A 25,742-nucleotide genomic window follows, 5' to 3' on the forward strand; every position below is an offset into this window, starting at 1 on the left:
GATCCGCCACAAGGAACGGCAGTGCACGTGCAGACGCGACAGGAAACCACGCCCGACCAACCGTCCAGGATCCGCCTGATCTGCCTGGCCAGCACCCGGCAGCAACTTGCCCAGTACCGCACCTGGGCCAGGACCCTCAGCGACCCCATCGAACTGGTCGCGGTCGATGTCCCGAGCATTGCCGACCTGGAACAGTCCGCCGCGCTGCCCGTGGCCGGGCGCCTGACCCAGGCCCTGCGCGAACAGCTTCAACCCTATCTCGGACAGCCCCACGCCATGTTCGCCCAGGGGCTGGGTGCACACATCGCCCTGGCCCTGATCCAGCAGGTGCAGGAGGCTTGCCCGGGGCAGACCCGTCACTTGTTTGTTTCAAGCTGTGACAGCCCACAGTTCAGCACGACCAACCTGCCCTTGCATGTACCGATGACCGTGCTCTACCCGCCTGGCTCCCTGGCGGCGATGCTCGGCTGGCACAGCCTGGTGCGTCGGGAGCTTGAGCTGATCGAGTTGCCGCTGCCATCGGTCGATGCCTCGTTGCTCAACCAGCGCCTGGTGCGCATCTTCAACAGCCACCTCGGGCTGCTCAGCTACTGACCCTTCCCCCGCCCTCCTGGCGCAGACCAAGCGGATATTTCCTCTGCCCTGCCTGCTGACGGCCATGGCAGTGCCAGCATTTTGGGCACACTCTACTCCCCGCAGCGGCCGCTGATCATCAGACGTGGACCTGGCCGCCTGCCTCCTCATTCACCTGCAGAAGGAATCTGGCACCAGGGCAAGGACCGCACGCGATCAGCCGCCCTCCAATAGTCACTCTCCCATCTCCGTTCATCAGTGCTCCGAGTGAGGCATTCACTCTGTGTCTATTTTTCTGATCGTTATTTATCGGAAGGAGCACATATTGCCAAAATAAAACTTACTCAAAGTTTTATTCGGGCACTTATATTTCAAGAAAAGTCCGAGCATAAAATAATCAAAAAAACAATTGCGGCAAACTTTGAAGTTGTTCTAACTTTTATAGCGCCAGCCAAGGGCGGCCAGGCATCACCGTGGACGCCTTGCCAGACAAGCCCTGCCGGCCTCTACTCGTTGTTCGATGTCGAAATTTCATTCGAGGCATCACTTCGCCTGGAATTTATATAACGAACGATGTGCAGAGCAACTTAACCCCTGAATGCCATCCATAACGGACCTCATCATGAGCACATTGAAGCGCACACTTTCCGACAAAAAACATGAACTTTCCCTGCACCCGCTCTTTTCCGAAATCGACTCGCTGCAGACACTGCGCCGATTCATGGAAACCCATGTTTTTGCAGTCTGGGACTTCATGTCACTGACCAAGCGCCTGCAGCAGGAGCTGACCTGCGTCAGCCTGCCCTGGCTACCGCCGGCGGATCCGGCCGCTGCGCGTCTGATCAACGAGATCGTGCTGGGCGAAGAATCGGACGACCGTCTCGACCACGGCCACTACAGCCACTTCGAGCTGTACCTGGATGCCATGCGCGAAGTCGGCGCCAGCACCCAGGCCATCGACCGCTTCATCAGCCTGCAGCAGCAGGGCATCACGGCCATCGAAGCCCTGCAGAGCTGCGGTGCCAGTGAAGCCGCCCAGCGATTCGTCCGCGACACCCTCGAGGTGGCCCTCGACGCACCGGCCCATCGGGTCGCGGCCGCCTTCCTGCACGGCCGGGAAAGCGTGATCCCGGCGATGTTCCAGCAGATCCTCGACGAGTGGGGCATCGGCACCGAGCAGGCGCCGACCTTCCGTTACTACCTGCAACGCCACATCGAGGTGGACTCCGAGGACCATGGGCCTGCCGCCGAACAATTGCTGGCCCGCCTGGTCGATCACGACCCACTGCGCCAGGAGGACGTCTACGTGGCCGCCATCGCCGCGGTGGACAGCCGCATGGCGCTGTGGGACCGCCTGCGGGCCTCGCTGCAGACACCTGTCGCCGAGGTCACCCCATGAATGCCCTCGAGTACCGCTCCTTTGCCGAGGCCTGGGAGGCTCGGGCGACCATCCGCACCCGGCCCCGGCGCCTGGTGGAGGATGACCAGCGACTGATCTACCCCCTGAGCCGCCAACCCCTGGTGCTCGGCGCGACGTTCCAGCGCGAATGTCCGCAGCTGCGTGATTTCGTGCTGGTGCAAAGTCTCTACAAGTTCATCAACGATGTGGTGATCTTCGAGACCGAGATCGTCGATCGCACCGCCCGGCGCATCGCCAAGGATCGCTTTGCCGTGCGTTTCCCGTTCGCCTGCCGCTACGACGCGATGACCGTGGTGGTGGACGAGGACTATCACGCCCTGGTGGCGATGGACTTCCTGCAGCAGACCATCGCCCTGACCGGCATCGAGCCGATCGCCCTGCCCCAGGAGATCGAACTCAGCCGCGCCATTCCGGCCGTGCTGGACCAAGTGCCCGAGGCACTGCGCGATGCGCTGGAGCTCATCTGCGTGGGCATCGCCGAGAACACCCTGACCGACGATGTCGCGGCCTTTGCCAAGGACGACTCGGTCAAGCCCTCGGTGAAGGGACTGATGGCCGATCACCTGCTGGATGAAGGCCGCCATTCCAGCTTCTGGGCGCGGCTGACGCGCATCTACTGGCACACCGCGCCGCAAGCGGATCGCCAGGCGATCGCCAAGGTACTGCCGCTGTTCCTGCGCCAGTACCTGACCAGCGACATCCAGCAGGCTTTCGACTGCGCCCTGATCGCCGCCTTGCCGGTGAACGAAACGGTGCGCCAGGCCCTGTGCGAGGAAGCGCAAGGCCTGGCCTACCCGATCAATCACCAGCATCCGTTGCTGGGCAACATCCTGCGTTTCTTCCGCAGCAGCTCGATGCTCGAGTCGCCCTGCGTGCAAGACGCCCTGCGCGACTACCTGCCCTGAGGACCTGGACATGAGACGCCTCGACATACTCCTGGTGGGCATCAGCCCCACCCTGGAGGCATTCGCCCGCCTGCTCGACGAGCACGGCCATGGCTCGGCCACCGCCGACAGCGCGCAAGCCTTGCGCCAGCACCTGTCGGCCCGGCCGGACCTGGTGGTGGAAGATGGCAGCCTGGCCCTGGGCAGCAGCGACTGGCAGACCCTGGGTGACACGCCGCTTCTCAGGCTGCGCCTGGGCGCCAGCTTCGCCGAGCCCCTGCCGCAACTCGAAGCCCTGTGCTGGTGCGGCAGTGCCAGCGCCCAGCGGCTGATCCAGCGAGCGGCGATCCACGCGCCAAGCTCCGGCAACGGCCAGCAGTTGCGTGAAGACGCCCTGCAGGCCTTGTGTGATCAACTGGCCCTGCAGGTCACCCGCTTTGCCCGCAATCCTGCACATTTGCAGGAAGCGCCCGCGGTAAGCCCCGGCGACCAGGAGCGCGAGCATGGCCTGGACTGGCTGGAAGCACTGGCCTACCGCCACCCGTTCAACCGCACGCTGCGCGCCGACCTGCTGGAGAAGGCCGAGACGAGCCTGGTCGAAACACTGGAGCACAGCCTGCGCCTGCATGCCGAGTGCTCCGCCCTGAACCACGCCGGCCAGCGCACAAGCTATCGCCAGCTGCATGCCCGCACCGTCGCCATCCAGCAGACCCTGGCGCCGTTGCTGCCCGAACCCTGTGAACAGCCACCGGTGGTCGCCGTGTGCATGGACAAGACGCCCGACCTTTATGCCAGCCTGCTGGCGGTACTGGGCTGTGGGGCCATCTACCTGCCGCTGGACCCGGCCACACCGGCCGAACGACGCCAGTCGATCCTCGAGGATGCCGGTGCCTGCGTCGTGCTGCATGACGGGCATGTGCCTGTGGATATCCCCCATGTGGATGTTCGCAGCCTCGCAACGACGTCAGACATGCCGTTGCCTGGCCTGGCGCTGCGCCAGGCCCACGCCGGGCAGGCCTGCGTGGCGATCTACACCTCCGGCACCACCGGCCAGCCCAAGGGCGTGCTGCTCAGCCAGCGCAACCTGGCGCACTTCATGGCCTGGTACCGCGAGCATGTGGCCCTGGACGGGCACAGCCGAGTACTGCAGTTCTCCACCATCGGCTTCGATGCCTCGCTGCTGGACATCCTGCCGACCTTCGCCTGCGGTGCCGAACTGGTGCTGCCCAGCGAAGACCAGCGCCGTGATCCGCAGCAACTGGTACAACTTATCCACAGCCAGGAAGTCAGCCACGCGTTCCTCCCACCGGCCCTGCTGAGCATCCTGCCACGCGATCTCCATCTCGGCCTGCGCCACCTGATCACCGGCGGCGACGTCTGTGAGCCGGAGGTCATCGCCCGCCTGGCCGGTCAGTGCCGGATGCACAACATCTACGGGCCGACGGAAACCACCGTGCTGGCCACCACCCGGGTGTTCGCCAGCGGCGACAGCAACCGCAACCTGGGCCTGCCGATCGCCAACACCCAGGTGCTGATACTCGATCAGGCACTGCAACCGGTAGCGGAGCAGACCCCGGGCGAGCTTTACATCGCCGGGCCCGGTGTCGGCCTGGGCTATCTGAACAAGCCGGCACTCACCGCCGAACGCTTCGTCGAGTTGAGCCTGCCCGCCGGCCGCACGCTGCGTGCCTATCGCACCGGAGACATCGGCAAGTGGACCGCCCAGGGCATCGAGCTGTGCGGACGGCGTGACAACCAGGTGAAGATCCGAGGTTTCCGGGTCGAGCCCGAGGAGATCGAGCACTGCCTGCGCGACAGCCAGCTGTTCGCCCAGGTGGCGGTGGTGATCGACGCACAGCGCCGGATCCTGGCCTTCCTCGCCTATCCGCAGCGGGCCGATGCACAAGCCTTGCTGCGCGATCATGCCGAACGGCACCTGCCGGACTACATGCGTCCGATGTTCTACCAGGTGCTGGAGCACATGCCCTATACGGCCAACGGCAAGGTAGACCGCCGGGCGTTGTCGGCGCGGCCACTGACCCTGCCGACGCACGCGCGCATCGCGCCGGCGACCGAGACCGAGCAGCGCCTGCTGCAGCTGTGGAGCGAATTGCTGGAACTGCCGCCAGCCGACATCTCCATGGACGACAGCTTCTTCAACCTGGGCGGGCACTCGATCCTGCTATCGCGCCTGTTGCTGGAGATCCGGGAACACTTCGGCCAGGGTGTGGCGATCAACCGTTTCATCGAGCAGCCGACCCTGCAGCGCCTGGGCGCGCTGCTCGACGGCAACGATGACGCGCTGCGGACCTCCCTGGCGCGCCTGGAGCAGGACGCCAACCGCGATCTCGGCCTGCAGGTGCTGCCGATGGAGCGTCTGGGCGATGTGCACAAGGTCATCGTCACCGGGGCCAACAGCTTCCTTGGCGTGCACCTGGTCGAAGCCCTGCTGGAGTGGGGCGCCACCGAAGTCGCCTGCCTGGTACGCCGCGCCGGTGGGCAGTCCGCCGAGGAGCGCTTCGCCCAGGCCTTGCGGGACAACCATATTGCCCTGGACCTGAGCCGCGTACGGGTGTTCGAGGCGGACCTGCGCAAGCCGCTGCTGGGCTTGTCCCAGGCCGCTTACGACGACCTGGACAACCATTATGGCGCCCTGCTGCACAACGCCGCGCAGGTCAACCATGTGCTCGACTACGAGGTGCTGGCCGCCGACAACATCGAGCCGTTGTTCGAGTGCCTGCGGTTGTGCGAAGGCCGACGCAAGAAGATCTTCAACTTCGTCTCGACCCTGTCCGCGTGCAGCGCGGTGGACAACGACGGCCGCGTGCTGGAAAGCGACCCCGCCAGTACCCCGCCGATCTACATCCGCAATGGCTACAACCTGAGCAAATGGGTCGGTGAGCGCATCCTCAGCCGCGCCCGCGAGCAGGGCGTGTGGGTCAACCTGTTCCGCCCCGGCAACATCACTTTCGACAGCCGTACGGGCGCCTGCCAGCCCCAGCGCAACCGGCTGATGCTGATGCTAAAGGGTTCGCTGCAACTGGGCCAGGTGCCGGGGCTGGAGATCGACTTCGACCTCATGCCGGTGGACTTCCTGTCCCGTTTCATCGCCTTCCACAGCAGCCGCCACCAGGCTGGCCAATGCGTGTTCAACCTGCACAACCCCGAACCGCTGCGCTGGCGTGACTACCTGGCGTCGTTCCATGCACAGGGCCACGCCTTCGAGCTGGTCAGCGTCGAGCAGTGGCAACGCCAGTTGGCCCGCGTCGACCGCGATAACGCGCTGTACGACGTCCTGGGCTTCTACCTGGACGGCTTCGAGGAAGACATCGGCGACATCTCCGGTATCGCCCACGACAACGCCCGTGCCGGCGTTCAGCGCATGGGCGCCCGTTACCCGAGCAAGGACCCGGCGCTGCTCAGCCGCGGGCTGCCGCTACCTGGCCGACATCGGCTTCATCTGACCCCTTTTATCCACAACAGGAGCAACATCCCATGCAAGCACTCAAACCCGACACCCTGATCCGCAACCCGCAAGGCTGCCTGGTGGTTTCCAGCGTCGAAATCGCCGCCCCGGCCGCCAGCGTGTGGAACATCGTCGGCAATTTCGCTGGCTTCCCGGTGTTCATCCCGGCGCTGGCGCATATCGAGATGACCGGCACTGGCGTGCGCTCAGTGCGCAAGAAGCTGTTCAAGGATGGCAACGTGGTGATCGAGCAGTTGAACAGCCGTGACGAGCAGGCCATGCACATGACCTGGAGCCTGATCTACACCAGCCTGAATATCGGCAACCTGTGGGCTGCCATGCAAGTGCAGGTGATCGATGCCAGCCGCAGCCGTGCGACCTGGACCATCCAGGCCGAGCCCTGGGAGGGTGGTCCAGAGGCCCTGCCGGGCTTCCAGGCGTTCCTGCAGGGCTTTGCCGACGAGGCGATGGGCAATGTGCGTAATCTGCTGAGCTGATCCCACTGGCAGGGGCGTATGCCCCGAGAGCAAAAAGGCCGCTCCCAACCGGGAGCGGCCTTTTTTTGTCTTGGATATCAAGGGTCGGGGGATAGACGTTCGGGCTACGCTGACGTGCAAGGAACAGAGTTCACTGGTAATCCGCGCCCCTGTGGGAGCGGGTTTACCCGCGAACACCGGCGTAGCCGGTGCCAGGCTCCGCGTTGGATTCTTCGCGGGTAAACCCGCTCCCACAGGGGCCGTGCTGTGCCTGGGAATGCTGTTCCCTTCGCGACAGCCCAGGGAGCTCGATCATCGAAGCCCTGAAAAGACAAAGCCCCCGACCGCATCGCGATCAGGGGCTTTGGAATTGAATCTTGACGATGACCTACTCTCACATGGGGAAACCCCACACTACCATCGGCGATGCATCGTTTCACTGCTGAGTTCGGGATGGGATCAGGTGGTTCCAATGCTCTATGGTCGTCAAGAAATTCTGTGTGCCGGTCCGTCCGAAGGACGTGCCAGCGAATCTCTGTACTCTCTACTTAAAGACAAAACCCCTACCTGCTTACGCAGATAGGGGTTTTGCGAAATGAATCTTGACGATGACCTACTCTCACATGGGGAAACCCCACACTACCATCGGCGATGCATCGTTTCACTGCTGAGTTCGGGATGGGATCAGGTGGTTCCAATGCTCTATGGTCGTCAAGAAATTCTGTTGCCAGAACATCCAGATGGATACTCCAGCGAATTCGGATATGCGATTTGTGATGTTGCGAACTTTCGGTTCTTTCGTCTTCACCACCACAATTTGGCCTCGGCGCAAATTGCTTGGGTGTTATATGGTCAAGCCTCACGGGCAATTAGTATTGGTTAGCTCAACGCCTCACAGCGCTTACACACCCAACCTATCAACGTCGTAGTCTTCGACGGCCCTTCAGGGAGCTCAAGGCTCCAGTGAGATCTCATCTTGAGGCAAGTTTCCCGCTTAGATGCTTTCAGCGGTTATCTCTTCCGAACATAGCTACCCGGCAATGCCACTGGCGTGACAACCGGAACACCAGAGGTTCGTCCACTCCGGTCCTCTCGTACTAGGAGCAGCCCCTCTCAAATCTCAAACGTCCACGGCAGATAGGGACCGAACTGTCTCACGACGTTCTAAACCCAGCTCGCGTACCACTTTAAATGGCGAACAGCCATACCCTTGGGACCGGCTTCAGCCCCAGGATGTGATGAGCCGACATCGAGGTGCCAAACACCGCCGTCGATATGAACTCTTGGGCGGTATCAGCCTGTTATCCCCGGAGTACCTTTTATCCGTTGAGCGATGGCCCTTCCATACAGAACCACCGGATCACTAAGACCTACTTTCGTACCTGCTCGACGTGTGTGTCTCGCAGTCAAGCGCGCTTTTGCCTTTATACTCTACGACCGATTTCCGACCGGTCTGAGCGCACCTTCGTACTCCTCCGTTACTCTTTGGGAGGAGACCGCCCCAGTCAAACTACCCACCATACACTGTCCTCGATCCGGATAACGGACCTGAGTTAGAACCTCAAGGTTGCCAGGGTGGTATTTCAAGGATGGCTCCATGAGAACTGGCGTCCCCACTTCAAAGCCTCCCACCTATCCTACACAAGCAAGCTCAAAGTCCAGTGCAAAGCTATAGTAAAGGTTCACGGGGTCTTTCCGTCTAGCCGCGGATACACTGCATCTTCACAGCGATTTCAATTTCACTGAGTCTCGGGTGGAGACAGCGCCGCCATCGTTACGCCATTCGTGCAGGTCGGAACTTACCCGACAAGGAATTTCGCTACCTTAGGACCGTTATAGTTACGGCCGCCGTTTACCGGGGCTTCGATCAAGAGCTTCGCTTGCGCTAACCCCATCAATTAACCTTCCGGCACCGGGCAGGCGTCACACCCTATACGTCCACTTTCGTGTTTGCAGAGTGCTGTGTTTTTAATAAACAGTCGCAGCGGCCTGGTATCTTCGACCGGCGTGGGCTTACGCAGCAAGTGCTTCACCCTCACCGGCGCACCTTCTCCCGAAGTTACGGTGCCATTTTGCCTAGTTCCTTCACCCGAGTTCTCTCAAGCGCCTTGGTATTCTCTACCTAACCACCTGTGTCGGTTTGGGGTACGGTTCCCAGTTATCTGAAGCTTAGGAGCTTTTCTTGGAAGCATGGCATCAACCACTTCGCGCTCTAAAGAGCACTCGTCATCAGCTCTCGGCCTTGAGATCCCGGATTTGCCTAAGATCTCAGCCTACCACCTTAAACTTGGACAACCAACGCCAAGCTGGCCTAGCCTTCTCCGTCCCTCCATCGCAATAACTGGAAGTACAGGAATATTAACCTGTTTTCCATCGACTACGCTTTTCAGCCTCGCCTTAGGGACCGACTAACCCTGCGTCGATTAACGTTGCGCAGGAAACCTTGGTCTTTCGGCGTGCGAGTTTTTCACTCGCATTGTCGTTACTCATGTCAGCATTCGCACTTCTGATACCTCCAGCAAGCTTCTCAACTCACCTTCACAGGCTTACAGAACGCTCCTCTACCGCATCACCAAAGGTGATACCCGTAGCTTCGGTGCATGGTTTGAGCCCCGTTACATCTTCCGCGCAGGCCGACTCGACTAGTGAGCTATTACGCTTTCTTTAAAGGGTGGCTGCTTCTAAGCCAACCTCCTAGCTGTCTAAGCCTTCCCACATCGTTTCCCACTTAACCATGACTTTGGGACCTTAGCTGACGGTCTGGGTTGTTTCCCTTTTCACGACGGACGTTAGCACCCGCCGTGTGTCTCCCATGCTCGGCACTTGTAGGTATTCGGAGTTTGCATCGGTTTGGTAAGTCGGGATGACCCCCTAGCCGAAACAGTGCTCTACCCCCTACAGTGATACATGAGGCGCTACCTAAATAGCTTTCGAGGAGAACCAGCTATCTCCGAGCTTGATTAGCCTTTCACTCCGATCCACAGGTCATCCGCTAACTTTTCAACGGTAGTCGGTTCGGTCCTCCAGTCAGTGTTACCTAACCTTCAACCTGCCCATGGATAGATCGCCCGGTTTCGGGTCTATACCCAGCGACTAAAGCGCCCTATTAAGACTCGCTTTCGCTACGCCTCCCCTATTCGGTTAAGCTCGCCACTGAATATAAGTCGCTGACCCATTATACAAAAGGTACGCAGTCACCTAACGAAGTAGGCTCCCACTGCTTGTACGCATACGGTTTCAGGTTCTATTTCACTCCCCTCTCCGGGGTTCTTTTCGCCTTTCCCTCACGGTACTGGTTCACTATCGGTCAGTCAGTAGTATTTAGCCTTGGAGGATGGTCCCCCCATGTTCAGACAAAGTTTCTCGTGCTCCGTCCTACTCGATTTCACTGGCAAGAGATTTTCGTGTACGGGGCTATCACCCACTATGGCCGCACTTTCCAGAGCGTTCCACTAATCTCAAACCAGCTTAAGGGCTGGTCCCCGTTCGCTCGCCACTACTAAGGGAATCTCGGTTGATTTCTTTTCCTCAGGGTACTTAGATGTTTCAGTTCCCCTGGTTCGCCTCTTGCACCTATGTATTCAGTACAAGATAACCAGCTTATGCTGGCTGGGTTCCCCCATTCAGAGATCTCTGGATCACAGTCTGTTTGCCGACTCCCCAAAGCTTATCGCAGGCTACCACGTCTTTCATCGCCTCTGACTGCCAAGGCATCCACCGTATGCGCTTCTTCACTTGACCATATAACCCCAAGCAATCTGGTTATACTGTGAAGACGACATTCGCCGAAAATTCGCATTTCGCTCATTGCTGAGCAGAACTCACAAATTTTACCTTAGCCTGAATAACCAGCAGTGAAACTGGCATTCAGTCTATCTATCACATATCCGAATTTTTAAAGAACGATCTGACAAAAGTCAGAAATCAACATTCATCGCCGAATGTTCATTTCTAAGTTCTGATCAAGTAGACACAACAGAAAGTGGTGGAGCCAAGCGGGATCGAACCGCTGACCTCCTGCGTGCAAGGCAGGCGCTCTCCCAGCTGAGCTATGGCCCCGCATATTGGTAGGTCTGGGCAGATTTGAACTGCCGACCTCACCCTTATCAGGGGTGCGCTCTAACCAACTGAGCTACAGACCTATATAGGGTCTTGATCGTCTTCACATATGAATCAAGCAATTCGTGTGGGAGCTCATCAGCAGGCTGATGTCTTCGATTAAGGAGGTGATCCAGCCGCAGGTTCCCCTACGGCTACCTTGTTACGACTTCACCCCAGTCATGAATCACACCGTGGTAACCGTCCTCCCGAAGGTTAGACTAGCTACTTCTGGTGCAACCCACTCCCATGGTGTGACGGGCGGTGTGTACAAGGCCCGGGAACGTATTCACCGCAACATTCTGATTTGCGATTACTAGCGATTCCGACTTCACGCAGTCGAGTTGCAGACTGCGATCCGGACTACGATCGGTTTTGTGAGATTAGCTCCACCTCGCGGCTTGGCAACCCTCTGTACCGACCATTGTAGCACGTGTGTAGCCCAGGCCGTAAGGGCCATGATGACTTGACGTCATCCCCACCTTCCTCCGGTTTGTCACCGGCAGTCTCCTTAGAGTGCCCACCATAACGTGCTGGTAACTAAGGACAAGGGTTGCGCTCGTTACGGGACTTAACCCAACATCTCACGACACGAGCTGACGACAGCCATGCAGCACCTGTGTCAGAGTTCCCGAAGGCACCAATCCATCTCTGGAAAGTTCTCTGCATGTCAAGGCCTGGTAAGGTTCTTCGCGTTGCTTCGAATTAAACCACATGCTCCACCGCTTGTGCGGGCCCCCGTCAATTCATTTGAGTTTTAACCTTGCGGCCGTACTCCCCAGGCGGTCAACTTAATGCGTTAGCTGCGCCACTAAAATCTCAAGGATTCCAACGGCTAGTTGACATCGTTTACGGCGTGGACTACCAGGGTATCTAATCCTGTTTGCTCCCCACGCTTTCGCACCTCAGTGTCAGTATCAGTCCAGGTGGTCGCCTTCGCCACTGGTGTTCCTTCCTATATCTACGCATTTCACCGCTACACAGGAAATTCCACCACCCTCTACCATACTCTAGCTCGCCAGTTTTGGATGCAGTTCCCAGGTTGAGCCCGGGGCTTTCACATCCAACTTAACGAACCACCTACGCGCGCTTTACGCCCAGTAATTCCGATTAACGCTTGCACCCTCTGTATTACCGCGGCTGCTGGCACAGAGTTAGCCGGTGCTTATTCTGTCGGTAACGTCAAAACAGCAAGGTATTAGCTTACTGCCCTTCCTCCCAACTTAAAGTGCTTTACAATCCGAAGACCTTCTTCACACACGCGGCATGGCTGGATCAGGCTTTCGCCCATTGTCCAATATTCCCCACTGCTGCCTCCCGTAGGAGTCTGGACCGTGTCTCAGTTCCAGTGTGACTGATCATCCTCTCAGACCAGTTACGGATCGTCGCCTAGGTGAGCCATTACCTCACCTACTAGCTAATCCGACCTAGGCTCATCTGATAGCGCAAGGCCCGAAGGTCCCCTGCTTTCTCCCGTAGGACGTATGCGGTATTAGCGTTCCTTTCGAAACGTTGTCCCCCACTACCAGGCAGATTCCTAGGCATTACTCACCCGTCCGCCGCTGAATCAAGGAGCAAGCTCCCGTCATCCGCTCGACTTGCATGTGTTAGGCCTGCCGCCAGCGTTCAATCTGAGCCATGATCAAACTCTTCAGTTCAATACTGCTTGGGTTTTTAAGAAACCCTAAACTTGGCTCAGCAATCTCAAATGACTATGTGATTTCTCGCATGGCCACTTGTGATGCTGATAATCTTGGCGACTATCAGTCCATACTCACAAGCACCCACACGAATTGCTTGATTCAATTTGTTAAAGAGCGTTTGGCTAAGAGCTTTTCGTCTCAACCGAGGCGCGCATTCTACGCTTTCCTCATTTCGTGTCAAGCGTTTATTTTGAAGTTTTTCGTTTCACTTCAAACACTTGACTCGCTGCGATCTCTCGTAGCGGGAGGCGAATCATACAGCGTTACAACCTGCTGTCAACTGCCTTTTTCACCGCTGCCGATCAGATGATCGAAGCACCTCCGCAACCCTCTTCAACAATCAACTCATTGATATTCAAGGAGTTTTTCGTCCCGATGTCGCTGGAAGTGGGGCGCATTATAAGGGGATCTGAGAGGGCGTCAACCGTTAATTTCATAAAAATCAAAAAGATCGCGTCAGGAGCCCTGGTACCTATATAAGCAGCCCCAAAACAAAAGCAGGGAGGCCTATCGGCCTCCCCACCCCTTCCTATATAGGTAGCGCGTCACAACACCCCGGCAGCCCGGAGTCGCTGCACCGCTGCCTCATCCAACCCCAGCACATCGCCAAGCACCGCCTCGGTATGCTCCCCCAGCAACGGCGGCGCCTGCCGATATTCCACCGGCGTCTCCGACAACCGGATCGGGCTGGCCACCTGCGGCACGCTCCCTGCCAACGGATGAGGAACATTCACTGCCAGCCCACGGGCCACCACCTGCGGATCCTGGAACATCTGTGCCAGGTCGTTGATCGGTCCGCACGGCACGCCTGCCTTCTCCAGCTCGCTCACCCACTCGGCCGTAGTCTTGAACACCGTGGCCTGGCGAATCAGCGGAATCAGCTCGGCGCGATTGGCCACCCGCTGTTTATTGGTGGCAAAGCGTGGATCATCCGCCCAGTGCGCCTGCCCGGCCACTTCCGCGAACTTGCGGAACTGCCCGTCATTGCCCACGGTAAGAATGAAGTTGCCATCGGCCGTCGGGAAATCCTGGTACGGCACGATGTTCGGGTGCGCATTGCCCAGCCGACGAGGCGCGGTACCGGTGGTGAGGTAGTTCATTGCCTGGTTGGCCAGGCAGGCCACCTGGACATCCAGCAACGCCATGTCGATGTGCTGGCCAATACCGGCCTGGTCACGGTGCGCCAGGGCCGCCAGGATCGCCACGGTGGAATACAGCCCGGTGAGGATGTCGGTCAGGGCCACCCCGACCTTCATCGGCCCGGCGCCCTCCTCCCCCTCCGGGCGACCGGTCAGGCTCATCAGCCCACCCAGCCCCTGGATCATGAAGTCGTAGCCGGCACGCTTGGCATATGGCCCGGTCTGGCCGAAGCCGGTGATCGAGCAGTAGATGAGCTTCGGGTTGACCGCCTTCAGGCTTTGATAGTCCAGCCCATAGGCCGCCAGCCCGCCTACCTTGAAGTTCTCGATGACGATATCCGACTTCGCCGCCAGCTCACGCACCAGGCGCTGGCCTTCCGGCTGGGTGAAGTCGATGGTCACCGAGCGCTTGTTGCGGTTGGCCGACAGGTAGTAGGCCGCCTCGCTGGTATTCTCGCCCTGAACATCGCGCAGGAAAGGCGGCCCCCAGGAGCGGGTGTCGTCACCCGCCCCCGGACGTTCGACCTTGATCACATCGGCGCCAAGGTCAGCCAGGATCTGGCCGGACCAGGGCCCGGCCAGTACCCGGGAGAGATCCAACACCCGCAGATGGGAAAGCGCGCCCATGGCCTGGCTCCTCTATCAGTAGAACGCCTGGATGCCGGTCTGCGCACGCCCGAGGATCAGCGCGTGCACGTCATGGGTTCCTTCATAGGTGTTGACCACCTCGAGGTTGACCAGGTGGCGGGCCACGCCGAACTCGTCGGAGATGCCATTGCCGCCCAGCATGTCGCGGGCCAAACGGGCGATGTCCAGGGCCTTCCCGCAGGAGTTGCGCTTCATGATCGAGGTGATCTCGACCGCCGCGGTGCCTTCGTCCTTCATCCGCCCCAGGCGCAGGCAGCCCTGCAGGGCCAGGGTGATCTCGGTCTGCATGTCGGCCAGTTTCTTCTGGATCAGCTGGTTGGCAGCCAGCGGGCGGCCGAACTGCTGGCGGTCCAGGGTGTACTGGCGCGCGGTGTGCCAGCAGGCCTCGGCGGCGCCCAGGGCGCCCCAGGAGATGCCATAGCGGGCCGAGTTCAGGCAGGTGAACGGGCCTTTGAGGCCTCGCACGTCCGGGAAGATGTTCTCTTCCGGCACGAATACGTTGTCCATGACGATCTCGCCGGTGATCGAGGCGCGCAGGCCGACCTTGCCATGGATAGCCGGGGCGCTGAGGCCGTCCCAGCCTTTCTCCAGCACGAAGCCGCGGATATCACCGGCATCGTCCTTGGCCCAGACCACGAAGACATCGGCGATCGGGCTGTTGGTGATCCACATCTTGCTGCCGGTCAGGCGATAGCCACCGTCGACCTTGCGGGCGCGGGTAATCATCGAGCCCGGGTCGGATCCATGGTTGGGCTCGGTCAGGCCGAAGCAGCCGATCCACTCGCCACTGGCCAGCTTCGGCAGGTACTTCTGCTTCTGCGCCTCGGTACCGAACTCGTTGATCGGCACCATGACCAGCGACGATTGCACGCTCATCATCGAACGGTAGCCGGAGTCGATGCGCTCCACCTCGCGGGCGATCAGGCCGTAGCACACGTAGTTCAGGCCGCTGCCGCCGTACTGCTCGGGAATGGTCGCGCCGAGCAGGCCGACTTCACCCATCTCGCGGAAAATCGCCGGGTCTGTCTGCTCGTGGCGGAACGCCTCCAGCACACGGGGTGCCAGCTTGTCCTGGGCGAACTGATAGGCGCTGTCGCGAACCATGCGCTCTTCTTCAGTGAGCTGCTGATCCAGCAGCAGCGGGTCGATCCAGTTGAAGCTTGCCTTGCCAGCCATGTGCGGATTCCTCGAAAGATGGGAACGAATTGTTGTGCTGGATTGATCCTAGGCCTGATCGGCCTGCGGGACAAACGAGGATTGCGCACGGTTTAGTGATATTTTCTCACTTCGTAATCATCGAAATGCCCTGTTCAACGCCCTACAAGTGAGGTTGACGTACATGCGCCGCAAGATCCCCAGCACCACCGCCCTGGTCTGCTTCGAGGCGGCCGCGCGCCACGAGAGCTTCACCAAGGCCGCCCAGGAACTGGCCCTGACCCAGGGCGCCGTCTGTCGCCAGATCGGTGGCCTGGAGGCCTTCCTCAATGTCGAACTGTTCCGCCGCTCGCGCCGGGGCGTGAAACTGACCGAAGCCGGGCTCTCCTACAGCCGCCAGGTGGCCACGCAGCTGGATGCGGTGGAGCGCGACACGCTTTCGGTGATGCGCCAGCAAGGCGCCAACGTGATCGAACTGGCGGTGGTGCCGACCTTCGGCACGCAATGGCTGCTGCCGCGCCTGAAGGACTTCCAGCAGCGCCACCCCGAGGTCACGGTCAACCTGACCAACCGCACCCGCCCCTTCCTGTTCGCCGACACCCCCTTCGACGCCGCCATCTACTTCGGCGACGCCGACTGGTCCGGCACCCAATCCCACCGCCTGATGGGCGAGAACCCCATGCCGGTGTGCAGCCCCGCGCTGCTGGACGGGCAAGCCAGCCTCGACGCCCGGCGCATCGCCGAGTTGCCCCTGCTGCAGCAGACCACGCGCCCCTATGCCTGGCGGCAGTGGTTCGACGGCCTGGGTCTGAGCGTCGAACGGGACATGACCGGCCCGCGCTACGAACTGTTCTCCATGCTGGCCCAGGCCGCCATGCATGACATGGGTATCGCGCTGATTCCGCCGTTCCTGATCCAGCGCGAGTTGCAGGAAGGTCGATTGCTGGTCGCTAACAGGCATGCCCTGTCCAGCGACAAGGCCTACCATCTGATGATCCCCGAGCGAAAGGTGGAATCCGCTTCGCTGCGGGCGTTTCGCGACTGGCTGGTGGCACAGGCGAAGCAGTACACCGCCGCCGGATGAGGCCAATATTCTAAAAATTGACCCCGTAGTCAATTATTTTGAACACCTACAGATATATGGATTTGTCGCAAATTCGCAATCTGTTCCGTATAGCGGAAAAACCGTAGCAACCCTAGTGACTGCGCGGGTTTGCGGCTTATTTTGCGACATTCACAACGCCATGAACGAAAACGGCCGAAATTTTTTCATTTTTTCCCCTAAGCTGCGAATAGCGCGTACTTGACGGGCTGGACCAGAATCGTTGCGACATACGGTCACAGGGTGACTTGTAGTTTTAAGTTCGTTTCGCTTCAGAACCTGTTGAAGGCCCCTGGGTTCGTCTGCAAAATGCCTCTCCCGCCTCGAACCAGGCGGAGTCGTGCTCTACGGCCGCCCAGCCGCACCACCCGAAGTGCGCTGGTTTCCATAAAGACAATAAAGGTCACCGCAGGAGACATAGTCGTGCACATTGGTGTTCCTCTCGAGACGCAGACGGGTGAGACAAGGGTCGCCGCGACCCCGGAAACCATCAAGAAACTGGTAGGCCAGGGCCATCAGGTCACCGTGCAACGGGGGGCAGGGCTCAACGCCAGCATTCCGGACAGTGCCTATGAAGCCGTGGGCGCCACCCTGGGCGAAGCCACTGACGCCTTTGGCGCGCAGCTGGTGCTCAAGGTGGTCGCGCCCAATGACCAGGAACTGGCGCTGATCAACAGCACCAGCCTGCTGGCGGGCATGCTCAACCCCTTCAACAACGAACTGATCGGCAAGATGGCCGAGCGCGGCATCACCGCCTTCGCCCTGGAAGCCGCGCCGCGCACCTCGCGGGCACAGAGCCTCGACGTGCTGTCGTCCCAGGCCAACATCGCCGGCTACAAGGCCGTGCTGCTGGCGGCCCACCACTACCCGCGCTTCATGCCCATGCTGATGACTGCCGCAGGCACGGTGAAAGCCGCCCGCGTGCTGATCCTCGGGGCCGGCGTCGCCGGCCTGCAGGCCATCGCCACGGCCAAGCGCCTGGGTGCGGTGATCGAAGCGTCGGACGTGCGCCCGGCGGTGAAGGAGCAGATCGAGTCGCTGGGGGCCAAGTTCATCGACGTGCCCTACGAGACCGATGAAGAACGCGAATGCGCCGAAGGCGTCGGCGGCTATGCCCGGCCAATGCCGGCCAGCTGGATGCAGCGCCAGGCCCAGGCCGTGCACGAGCGCGCCAAGCAGGCCGATATCGTCATCACCACCGCGCTGATTCCCGGGCGCAAGGCGCCGACCCTGCTCAGCGCCGAAACCGTGGCGCAGATGAAACCCGGCTCGGTGGTCATCGACCTCGCCGCGGCCCAGGGCGGCAACTGCCCGCTGACCGTGGCCGATCAGGTCGTCCTGCACAACGGCGTAACCATTGTCGGCCCGACCAACCTGCCGGCCCAGGTCGGCGCCGATGCTTCGGCACTGTACGCGCGCAACCTGCTGGACTTCATGAAGCTGCTGTTCGACAAGGACGGCAACCTGGTCATCAACCTCGAAGACGACATCGTCGCCGCGTGCCTGATGTGCCGCGACGGCCAGGTCGTGCGCAAGAACGGCTGAGGAGCACGACAATGGAAGACATGCTGATTTCCCACGGCATCTACAACCTGATCATCTTCGTGCTGGCCATCTACGTGGGTTACCACGTGGTGTGGAACGTCACCCCGGCCCTGCACACCCCGCTGATGGCGGTCACCAACGCCATTTCCGCGATCGTCATCGTCGGCGCCATGCTGGCCGCGGCGCTGACCGTCACCCCGGCCGGCAAGGTCATGGGCACCCTGGCCGTGGCGCTGGCCGCGGTGAACGTGTTCGGTGGCTTCCTGGTCACTCGCCGCATGCTGGAAATGTTCAAGAAGAAAACCAAGAACGAGGGGCAGAAGTAAGCATGAGCATGAATCTGGTAACGCTTCTGTACCTGGTCGCCTCGGTCTGCTTCATCCAGGCGCTCAAGGGCCTCTCGCACCCGACCACCTCACGCCGTGGCAACCTGTTCGGCATGATCGGCATGGGTATCGCCATCCTCACCACCGTCGGCCTGATCTACAAGCTTGGCGCGGAGCTGGCGACTGCCGGTATCGGCTACGTCATCGTCGGCCTGCTGGTCGGCGGCAGCGCCGGCTCGATCATGGCCAAGCGCGTCGAGATGACCAAAATGCCCGAGCTGGTCGCCTTCATGCATAGCATGATCGGCCTGGCCGCGGTGTTCATCGCCATCGCCGCCGTGCTCGAGCCGCAATCGCTGGGCATCGTCGCCAGCATCAGCGACCCGATCCCCACCGGCAACCGCCTGGAGCTTTTCCTCGGCGCGGCCATCGGTGCGATCACCTTCTCGGGCTCGGTGATCGCCTTCGGCAAGCTGTCGGGCAAGTACAAGTTCCGCCTGTTCCAGGGCGCACCGGTACAGTTCGCCGGCCAGCACAAGCTGAACCTGATCCTGGGCCTGGCGACCATCGCCCTGGGCCTGCTGTTCACCTTCACCGGCCACTACAGCGCCTTCACCCTGATGCTGGCCCTGGCCTTCGTCATGGGCGTGCTGATCATCATCCCGATCGGCGGCGCCGACATGCCGGTGGTGGTGTCGATGCTCAACAGCTACTCGGGCTGGGCCGCGGCGGGTATCGGCTTCTCGCTGAACAACTCGATGCTGATCATCGCCGGCTCCCTGGTGGGCTCCAGCGGCGCGATCCTCTCGTACATCATGTGCAAGGCGATGAACCGTTCGTTCTTCAACGTCATCCTCGGCGGCTTCGGTGGCGATACCGATGTCGGCGCTGCGCAAGGTACGAAGGAGCAGCGCCCGGTGAAGTCCGGCTCGGCCGATGACGCCACCTTCCTGCTGAGCAACGCCGACAGCGTGATCATCGTCCCAGGCTACGGCCTGGCGGTGGCCCGCGCCCAGCACGCGCTCAAGGAACTGACCGAGAAGCTGAGCCACAACGGCGTGACCGTGAAGTACGCGATCCACCCGGTGGCGGGGCGCATGCCCGGGCACATGAACGTGCTGCTGGCCGAAGCCGAGGTGCCGTACGACCAGGTGTTCGAGATGGAGGACATCAACGCCGAGTTCGGCCAGGCCGACGTGGTGCTGGTGCTGGGCGCCAACGACGTGGTCAACCCGGCGGCGAAGAACGATCCGAAGTCACCGATCGCCGGCATGCCGATCCTCGAGGCCTTCAAGGCCAAGACCATCATCGTCAACAAGCGCTCCATGGCCAGCGGCTACGCGGGTCTGGACAACGAACTGTTCTACCTGGACAAGACCATGATGGTGTTCGGTGACGCCAAGAAAGTCATCGAGGACATGGTCAAGGCCGTGGACTGACCTGGTCCTACCCATATAGAAGCGCATAAGGCCCCTGGGGAGATATTCCCAGGGGCCTTTTCATTGGCTTGATCCAGATCAACGGCTCTACTTCCGGCCTTCGCCTACGACCATGGTCGCGGGACGGTTCCGGGCTAAATCTCTAGACTGCGCTTCCAGTAGCTTCAGTAGCCTGAGATAACAATCCATGTACCGTGATCGTATCCGCTTGTCCTCCCTGCACAGCAAGGTTATGAGTGCGGCTGACGCCGCTGGCCTGATCCAGGACGGCATGACCGTCGGCATGAGCGGTTTCACCCGCGCCGGCGAAGCCAAGGCCGTGCCCCACGCACTGGCCGAGCGTGCAAAACAGTCGCCGCTGAAGATCAGCCTGATGACCGGCGCCAGCCTGGGCAACGACCTGGACAAGCAACTGACCGAGGCCGGCGTGCTGGCCCGGCGCATGCCGTTCCAGGTCGACAGCACCCTGCGCAAGGCCATCAACGACGGCAAGGTGATGTTCATCGACCAGCACCTGTCGGAAACCGTCGAGCAGCTGCGCAACAAACAGCTCACCCTGCCGGACATCGCGGTCATTGAGGCGGTGGCGATCACCGAGCAAGGCCATATCGTGCCGACCACCTCCGTCGGCAACTCGGCCAGCTTCGCGATCTTCGCCAAGCAGGTCATCGTCGAGATCAACCTGTCGCACCATGCCAACCTCGAAGGCCTGCACGACATCTACATCCCGACCTACCGCCCGACCCGCACGCCGATCCCGCTGGTGAAGGTCGACGACCGCATCGGCAGCACCGCGATCCCGATCGATCCGGCCAAGATCGTCGGCATCGTCATCAGCGACCAGCCGGACTCGCCGTCCACCGTGCTGCCGCCTGACCACGAGACCCAGGGCATCGCCGATCACCTGATCGCCTTCCTCAAGGGCGAGGTGGACGCCGGGCGCATGAGCAACAACCTCGGCCCGCTGCAGGCCGGCATCGGCAGCATTGCCAACGCGGTGATGTGCGGCCTGATCGAGTCGCCGTTCGAAAACCTGACCATGTACTCCGAAGTGCTGCAGGACTCGACCTTCGACCTGATTGACGCCGGCAAGCTGAGCTTTGCCTCGGGCAGCTCGATCACCCTGTCGAGCCGCCGTAACGCCGACGTGTTCGGTAACCTGGAGCGTTACAAGGACAAGCTGGTGCTGCGCCCGCAGGAAATCTCCAACCACCCGGAAGTGGTCCGTCGCCTGGGCATCATCGGCATCAACACGGCGCTGGAGTTCGACATCTACGGCAACGTCAACTCCACCCACGTCTGCGGCACGAAGATGATGAACGGCATCGGTGGCTCGGGCGACTTCGCCCGCAACGCGCACCTGGCGATCTTCGTCACCAAGTCGATTGCCAAGGGCGGCGCGATTTCCAGCGTGGTGCCGATGGTCAGCCATGTCGACCATACCGAGCACGACGTGGACATCCTGGTGACCGAGGTGGGCCTGGCCGACCTGCGCGGCCTGGCACCGCGCGAGCGTGCCCGGGTGATCATCGACAACTGCGTGCATCCGGACTACCGCGCCGCGCTGAACGATTACTTCGAGCGCGCCTGCCAGCGTGGCGGGCATACCCCGCATATCCTGCGCGAAGCCTTGAGCTGGCATGAAAACCTGGAAGAGACCGGGCGGATGTTGGTCGGTTGATCATCTTCACGGTTTGAAATTGCTGGGGGCGCTTTGCGCCCCTTTTCGCGGCACAAGGCCGCTCCTACAGAAGACCGCGATCACCTGTAGGAGCGGCCTTGTGCCGCGAAAAGGCTGCATGGGATCTACAAGGTCTGCACCAGACCCGGACTCGGCACCTGCAACAGGTACTCGATCAACGCCTCCACCGGCAACGGCCGGCTCACCAGGAACCCCTGCACCTGGTCGCAACCGAACGCCCGCAGCAGCGCCAGTTGCTCCTCGCTCTCCACCCCTTCGGCCACCACCTCCAGGTTGAGGTTGTGCGCCAGGTTGATCATCGCGTGCACCAGCTTGGCGTTCTCCTCGCGCTGCTCCATGCCGCCGACGAAGCTGCGGTCGACCTTGAGCAGGGTGATCGGCAGGCTGTTCAGGTGCACGAACGACGAGAAACCGGTCCCGAAATCGTCCAGCGAAAAACGCACCCCCAGGCGCCCCAAGGCGTCCATGGTCTGGCGCACCAGCTCGTTGCGCCGCATCACGGCGGTCTCGGTCAGCTCGAACTCCAGCCAGCGGGCATCGACGCCGTGCTCGACGATCAGCCGGCTCAGGGTGGCGAGCAACTGGCTGTCCTGGAACTGGCGGAAGCTCAGGTTCACCGCCATGTGCAGCGGCGCCAGGCCGCGCTCGCGCAGGGCCTGCATGTCGCTAAGGGCCCGGGAGATCACCCAGTAGCCCAACGGCACGATCAACCCGCTCTGTTCGGCCAGCGGCACGAATTCGCTCGGCGCCAGCAGACCGCGCTCTGGATGGTTCCAGCGCACCAGCGCTTCCAGACCGACGATACGGCCGTCGGCGAGATTGAGCCGCGGTTGATAGTGCAACTCCAGCTCGTCGCGGCGCAGGGCGCGACGCAGCTCGCTTTCCAGGTCGGCCAGGCTGCGGGCGTTGCGGTTGATGCGCTCGTTGAACACATGGAAGGTGCAGCCCTGGCTGCTCTTGGCCTGGCGCATGGCGATGTGCGCGTGCCACATCAGCGGGTCGGCGCCGGCCTGGGCGCGGGCATGGGCGATTCCCAGGCTGCAGCCGAGCAGCAAGCTCTCGCCGTCGATCCAGTAGGGCTCGGTCAGCGCCTCGGTGATGCGTTCGGCCATCCACTCGGCGCGATTGGGGTCGCGCCGGGTGTCGATCAGCAGGGCGAACTCATCGCTGCCCAGGCGCGCCAGCTGGTCGCTCGCCTCCAGCTGGTGCTTGAGCCGGGCGACCACCTGCAAGATCAGGCGGTCGCCGCCCTGGTGGCCGAGGGCGTCGTTGACGTGGCGGAAGTTGTCCAGGTCGAGATGGCCGAGGGCCAGGCCGCGGCCTTCGTTCTCGGCCAGACGCGCGGTCAGCAGTGCCTGGAAGCCCTGGCGGTTGGCAATGCCGGTCAGCGGGTCCTGTTCGGCCAGGCGTTGCAGGGTGGCCACCAGCACGCCGCGCTCGCGCACATGGCGCAGGGAGCGACGCAGGGTGTCGGTGGTCAGCTGCGCCAGCACCAGCCAGTCGCTGACGCCCAGCGGCGCGCTGGCCGGCTCCTGCTCCAGCAGCAGGATCGTCGGCAGCTCGCAACGCCCCGGCGCCGGCTGCAGCTCGGGCGTGGCCAGCACCACAGCCTGGCGGTCGTTGGCGAACAGGCTGTCCACCGCCGCCCAGTTCGGCGCGGTCAGCAGCACGACGCTGCCGCCCATCGGCTGCAGGCATTCGCGCAGATGCACGGCCCACTCCGGCTCATCAGCCAACAGCAGCAAACGCAGGGGTTCGACAGGCGTGGACAAGCGGGCTCCTTAGACATGGGCGGTGGAACGGCGAGCGCGGGCAATCCTACCCGATTAATTGGAAATGATTTTCACTTTTAGTCGTTGCCCTTCCCTGGCCGCCATCCCGACGCAATCTGACGTGCATCCTGCGCGAAAGTAGCAGATGCGGCAAATCCGATTCGCGCCCTGCATCACAACGTCAGACGGTCGCGCATTAACGGCCCCATGCCTGCTAGAATGCGCGGCTATTTTCTGGTTACCCCCGGTTTCTAGCATGTCCCGACTCAATCCCCGGCAACAGGAAGCCCGAGACTACGTCGGCGGCCCTCTTTTGGTGCTCGCCGGTGCAGGCTCCGGCAAGACCAGCGTGATCACGCGCAAGATTGCCCACCTGATCCAGAACTGCGGCATCCGTGCCCAGTACATCGTGGCGATGACCTTCACCAACAAGGCCGCGCGCGAGATGAAGGAGCGGGTCGGCACCCTGCTGCGTCCGGGAGAAGGCCGGGGCCTGACGGTGTGCACCTTCCACAACCTGGGCCTGAACATCATCCGCAGGGAGCACGAGCGCCTGGGCTACAAACCGGGTTTCTCGATCTTCGACGAGTCCGACATCAAGGCGTTGCTGTCGGACATCATGCAGAAGGAATACTCCGGCGACGACGGCATCGACGAGATCAAGAACATGATCGGTGCCTGGAAGAACGACCTGATCCTGCCGCCCGAGGCCCTGGAAAAGGCACGCAACCCGCGCGAGCAGACCGCGGCCATCGTCTACACCCACTATCAGCGCACGCTCAAGGCGTTCAACGCGGTGGACTTCGACGACCTGATCCTGCAGCCGGTCAAGCTGTTCCAGGAGCACCCCGACGTACTCGAACGCTGGCAGAACCGCGTGCGCTACCTGCTGGTGGACGAATACCAGGACACCAACGCCAGCCAGTACCTGCTGGTGAAGATGCTGATCGGCATGCGCAACCAGTTCACCGTGGTCGGCGACGATGACCAGTCGATCTACGCCTGGCGCGGCGCCCGCCCCGAGAACCTGATGCTGCTCAAGGAGGACTACCCCTCCCTGAAGATCGTCATGCTCGAGCAGAACTACCGCTCCACCAGCCGCATCCTGCGCTGCGCCAACGTGCTGATCGCCAACAACCCCCACGCCTTCGAGAAGGAACTGTGGAGCGAGATGGGCGTCGGCGACGAGATCCGCGTGATTCGCTGCAAGAACGAGGAAGCCGAGGCCGAGCGCGTGGCCATGGAAATCCTCACCCTGCACCTGCGCACCAACCGCCCGTACAGCGACTTCGCCATCCTCTACCGGGGCAACTACCAGGCCAAGCTGATCGAACTGAAGCTGCAGCACCACCAGGTGCCGTACCGCCTGTCCGGCGGCAACAGCTTCTTCGGCCGCCAGGAGGTCAAGGACCTGATGGCCTACCTGCGCCTGCTGGTCAACCCGGACGACGACAACGCCTACCTGCGGGTGATCAACGTGCCGCGCCGCGAGATCGGCTCGACCACCCTGGAAAAGCTCGGCAACTATTCCACCGAGCGCGGCATCTCGATGTACGCCGCCAGCGAGGAGCTGGGCCTGGGCGAGCACCTGGACGCCCGCTACACCGAGCGCCTGCAGCGCTTCAAGCACTGGCTCGACGGGGTGCGCCACAAGGTCGCCCTGGAAGACCCGATCGCCGCGCTGCACGAGATGATCCGCGACATCGACTACGAGAACTGGATCCGCCAGCAGACCGCCAGCGACAAGGCTGCGGAGTTCCGCATCAGCAACGTCTGGTTCCTCGTCGAAGCGCTGAAGAACACCCTCGAGAAGGATGAAGAGGGTGACATGACCATCGAGGACGCCATCGGCAAGCTGGTGCTGCGCGACATGCTCGAGCGCCAGCAGGAAGAGGAAGAAAACGCCGAGGGCGTGCAGATGATGACCCTGCACGCCTCCAAGGGCCTGGAGTTCCCCTACGTGTTCATCATGGGCATGGAGGAGGAAATCCTCCCCCACCGCTCGAGCATCGAGGCCGACACCATCGAAGAGGAACGCCGCCTGGCCTACGTGGGCATCACCCGCGCACGCCAGACCCTGGCCTTCACCTTCGCCGCCAAGCGCAAGCAGTACGGCGAGATCATCGACTGTACCCCGAGCCGGTTCCTCGACGAACTGCCGCCGGACGACCTGGCCTGGGAAGGCCTGGACGATGCGCCCGTGGAAGTGAAAGCCGCGCGCGGCAACAACGCCCTGGCCGATATCCGGGCGATGCTCAAACGCTGATCAACCATTACTCTTTAACTTTGCCGCT

Annotated in this window: 13 protein-coding genes, 2 tRNA genes, 4 rRNA genes and 1 pseudogene; 11 read left to right on the forward strand and 9 right to left on the reverse strand. The window is 61.4% G+C overall.

Translation table 11 applies throughout. The features are described 5' to 3' along the window. The first annotated feature begins 27 nt into the window (after positions 1-27). The 5 genes and pseudogenes from VUG52_RS26415 (at position 28) to VUG52_RS26435 (ending at position 6,840) form a co-directional block, all read left to right on the forward strand. Positions 28-594 (forward strand): hypothetical protein, encoded by a 567-nt coding sequence (locus VUG52_RS26415; RefSeq protein ID WP_156329681.1) that lies wholly within the window; start codon positions 28-30, stop codon positions 592-594. 601 nt (positions 595-1,195) lie between these two features. After that, entirely contained in the window at positions 1,196-1,972 is a 777-nt protein-coding gene (locus tag VUG52_RS26420; RefSeq protein WP_331832271.1) for a DUF3050 domain-containing protein, read from the forward strand. Beyond that, entirely contained in the window at positions 1,969-2,898 is a 930-nt protein-coding gene (locus VUG52_RS26425) for a diiron oxygenase (protein WP_262950780.1), read from the forward strand. The genes VUG52_RS26420 and VUG52_RS26425 overlap by 4 nt, the downstream gene beginning before the upstream one ends. Before the next feature lie 10 nt (positions 2,899-2,908). Further along, a pseudogene (locus VUG52_RS26430) lies at positions 2,909-6,341 on the forward strand (amino acid adenylation domain-containing protein). Positions 6,342-6,372: 31 nt separating this feature from the next. Beyond that, the gene (locus VUG52_RS26435; RefSeq protein ID WP_050707502.1) at positions 6,373-6,840 is read left to right on the forward strand and encodes an SRPBCC family protein; all 468 of its coding nucleotides are present in this window, start codon (positions 6,373-6,375) and stop codon (positions 6,838-6,840) included. 354 nt (positions 6,841-7,194) lie between these two features. Here the strand turns inward: VUG52_RS26435 and rrf (VUG52_RS26440) are convergent. The 8 genes from rrf (VUG52_RS26440) to VUG52_RS26475 all read right to left on the reverse strand — a co-directional run bounded on the left by rrf (VUG52_RS26440) (position 7,195) and on the right by VUG52_RS26475 (position 15,583). Next, positions 7,195-7,310: ribosomal RNA gene (rrf, locus tag VUG52_RS26440) — 5S ribosomal RNA — on the reverse strand. 109 nt (positions 7,311-7,419) lie between these two features. After that, positions 7,420-7,535: ribosomal RNA gene (gene rrf, locus VUG52_RS26445) — 5S ribosomal RNA — on the reverse strand. A 132-nt stretch (positions 7,536-7,667) separates the two neighbouring features. Then, positions 7,668-10,560 (reverse strand): 23S ribosomal RNA (locus tag VUG52_RS26450). Between the two features lie 242 nt (positions 10,561-10,802). Beyond that, positions 10,803-10,878: transfer RNA gene (locus VUG52_RS26455), tRNA-Ala, on the reverse strand. A 6-nt stretch (positions 10,879-10,884) separates the two neighbouring features. Further along, positions 10,885-10,961, reverse strand: a tRNA-Ile gene (locus VUG52_RS26460). Positions 10,962-11,038: 77 nt separating this feature from the next. Then, positions 11,039-12,575 (reverse strand): 16S ribosomal RNA (locus tag VUG52_RS26465). The 16S, 23S and 5S rRNA genes sit together here with 2 tRNA genes alongside, the layout of an rRNA operon. A gap of 590 nt (positions 12,576-13,165) precedes the next feature. Further along, positions 13,166-14,386, reverse strand: a complete 1,221-nt coding sequence (locus VUG52_RS26470; protein ID WP_050707503.1) for a CaiB/BaiF CoA transferase family protein — start codon at positions 14,384-14,386, stop codon at positions 13,166-13,168. A gap of 15 nt (positions 14,387-14,401) precedes the next feature. Beyond that, positions 14,402-15,583: an acyl-CoA dehydrogenase gene (locus VUG52_RS26475; RefSeq protein WP_028689912.1), complete on the reverse strand. Its 1,182-nt coding sequence runs from the start codon at positions 15,581-15,583 to the stop codon at positions 14,402-14,404. Between the two features lie 163 nt (positions 15,584-15,746). Between VUG52_RS26475 and VUG52_RS26480 the strand changes: the two genes are divergently transcribed. The 5 genes from VUG52_RS26480 to VUG52_RS26500 all read left to right on the forward strand — a co-directional run bounded on the left by VUG52_RS26480 (position 15,747) and on the right by VUG52_RS26500 (position 21,655). Beyond that, positions 15,747-16,646: a LysR family transcriptional regulator gene (locus VUG52_RS26480; RefSeq protein ID WP_262952242.1), complete on the forward strand. Its 900-nt coding sequence runs from the start codon at positions 15,747-15,749 to the stop codon at positions 16,644-16,646. A gap of 441 nt (positions 16,647-17,087) precedes the next feature. Continuing rightward, positions 17,088-18,209, forward strand: a complete 1,122-nt coding sequence (locus VUG52_RS26485; protein ID WP_331832273.1) for a Re/Si-specific NAD(P)(+) transhydrogenase subunit alpha — start codon at positions 17,088-17,090, stop codon at positions 18,207-18,209. An 11-nt stretch (positions 18,210-18,220) separates the two neighbouring features. Next, the gene (locus tag VUG52_RS26490) at positions 18,221-18,535 is read left to right on the forward strand and encodes an NAD(P) transhydrogenase subunit alpha (protein ID WP_023631272.1); all 315 of its coding nucleotides are present in this window, start codon (positions 18,221-18,223) and stop codon (positions 18,533-18,535) included. Positions 18,536-18,537: 2 nt separating this feature from the next. Then, the gene (locus tag VUG52_RS26495) at positions 18,538-19,974 is read left to right on the forward strand and encodes an NAD(P)(+) transhydrogenase (Re/Si-specific) subunit beta (protein WP_050707506.1); all 1,437 of its coding nucleotides are present in this window, start codon (positions 18,538-18,540) and stop codon (positions 19,972-19,974) included. A gap of 187 nt (positions 19,975-20,161) precedes the next feature. Next, on the forward strand, positions 20,162-21,655 hold the full coding sequence (locus VUG52_RS26500; RefSeq protein ID WP_050707507.1) for an acetyl-CoA hydrolase/transferase family protein: 1,494 nt from the start codon (positions 20,162-20,164) through the stop codon (positions 21,653-21,655). 125 nt (positions 21,656-21,780) lie between these two features. On the opposite strand, the gene VUG52_RS26505 is transcribed toward VUG52_RS26500, so the two are convergent. Then, positions 21,781-23,448, reverse strand: coding sequence for a putative bifunctional diguanylate cyclase/phosphodiesterase (locus VUG52_RS26505; RefSeq protein WP_050707508.1), 1,668 nt, complete (start codon positions 23,446-23,448; stop codon positions 21,781-21,783). A gap of 256 nt (positions 23,449-23,704) precedes the next feature. On the opposite strand from VUG52_RS26505, the gene rep reads away from it, so the two are divergent. Continuing rightward, on the forward strand, positions 23,705-25,714 hold the full coding sequence (gene rep, locus VUG52_RS26510) for a DNA helicase Rep (RefSeq protein WP_186712312.1): 2,010 nt from the start codon (positions 23,705-23,707) through the stop codon (positions 25,712-25,714). Positions 25,715-25,742: the final 28 nt, after the last annotated feature.

This window comes from Pseudomonas sp. LH21 (genome assembly GCF_036549575.1).
Taxonomy (GTDB): Bacteria; Pseudomonadota; Gammaproteobacteria; order Pseudomonadales; family Pseudomonadaceae; genus Aquipseudomonas; species Aquipseudomonas peradeniyensis.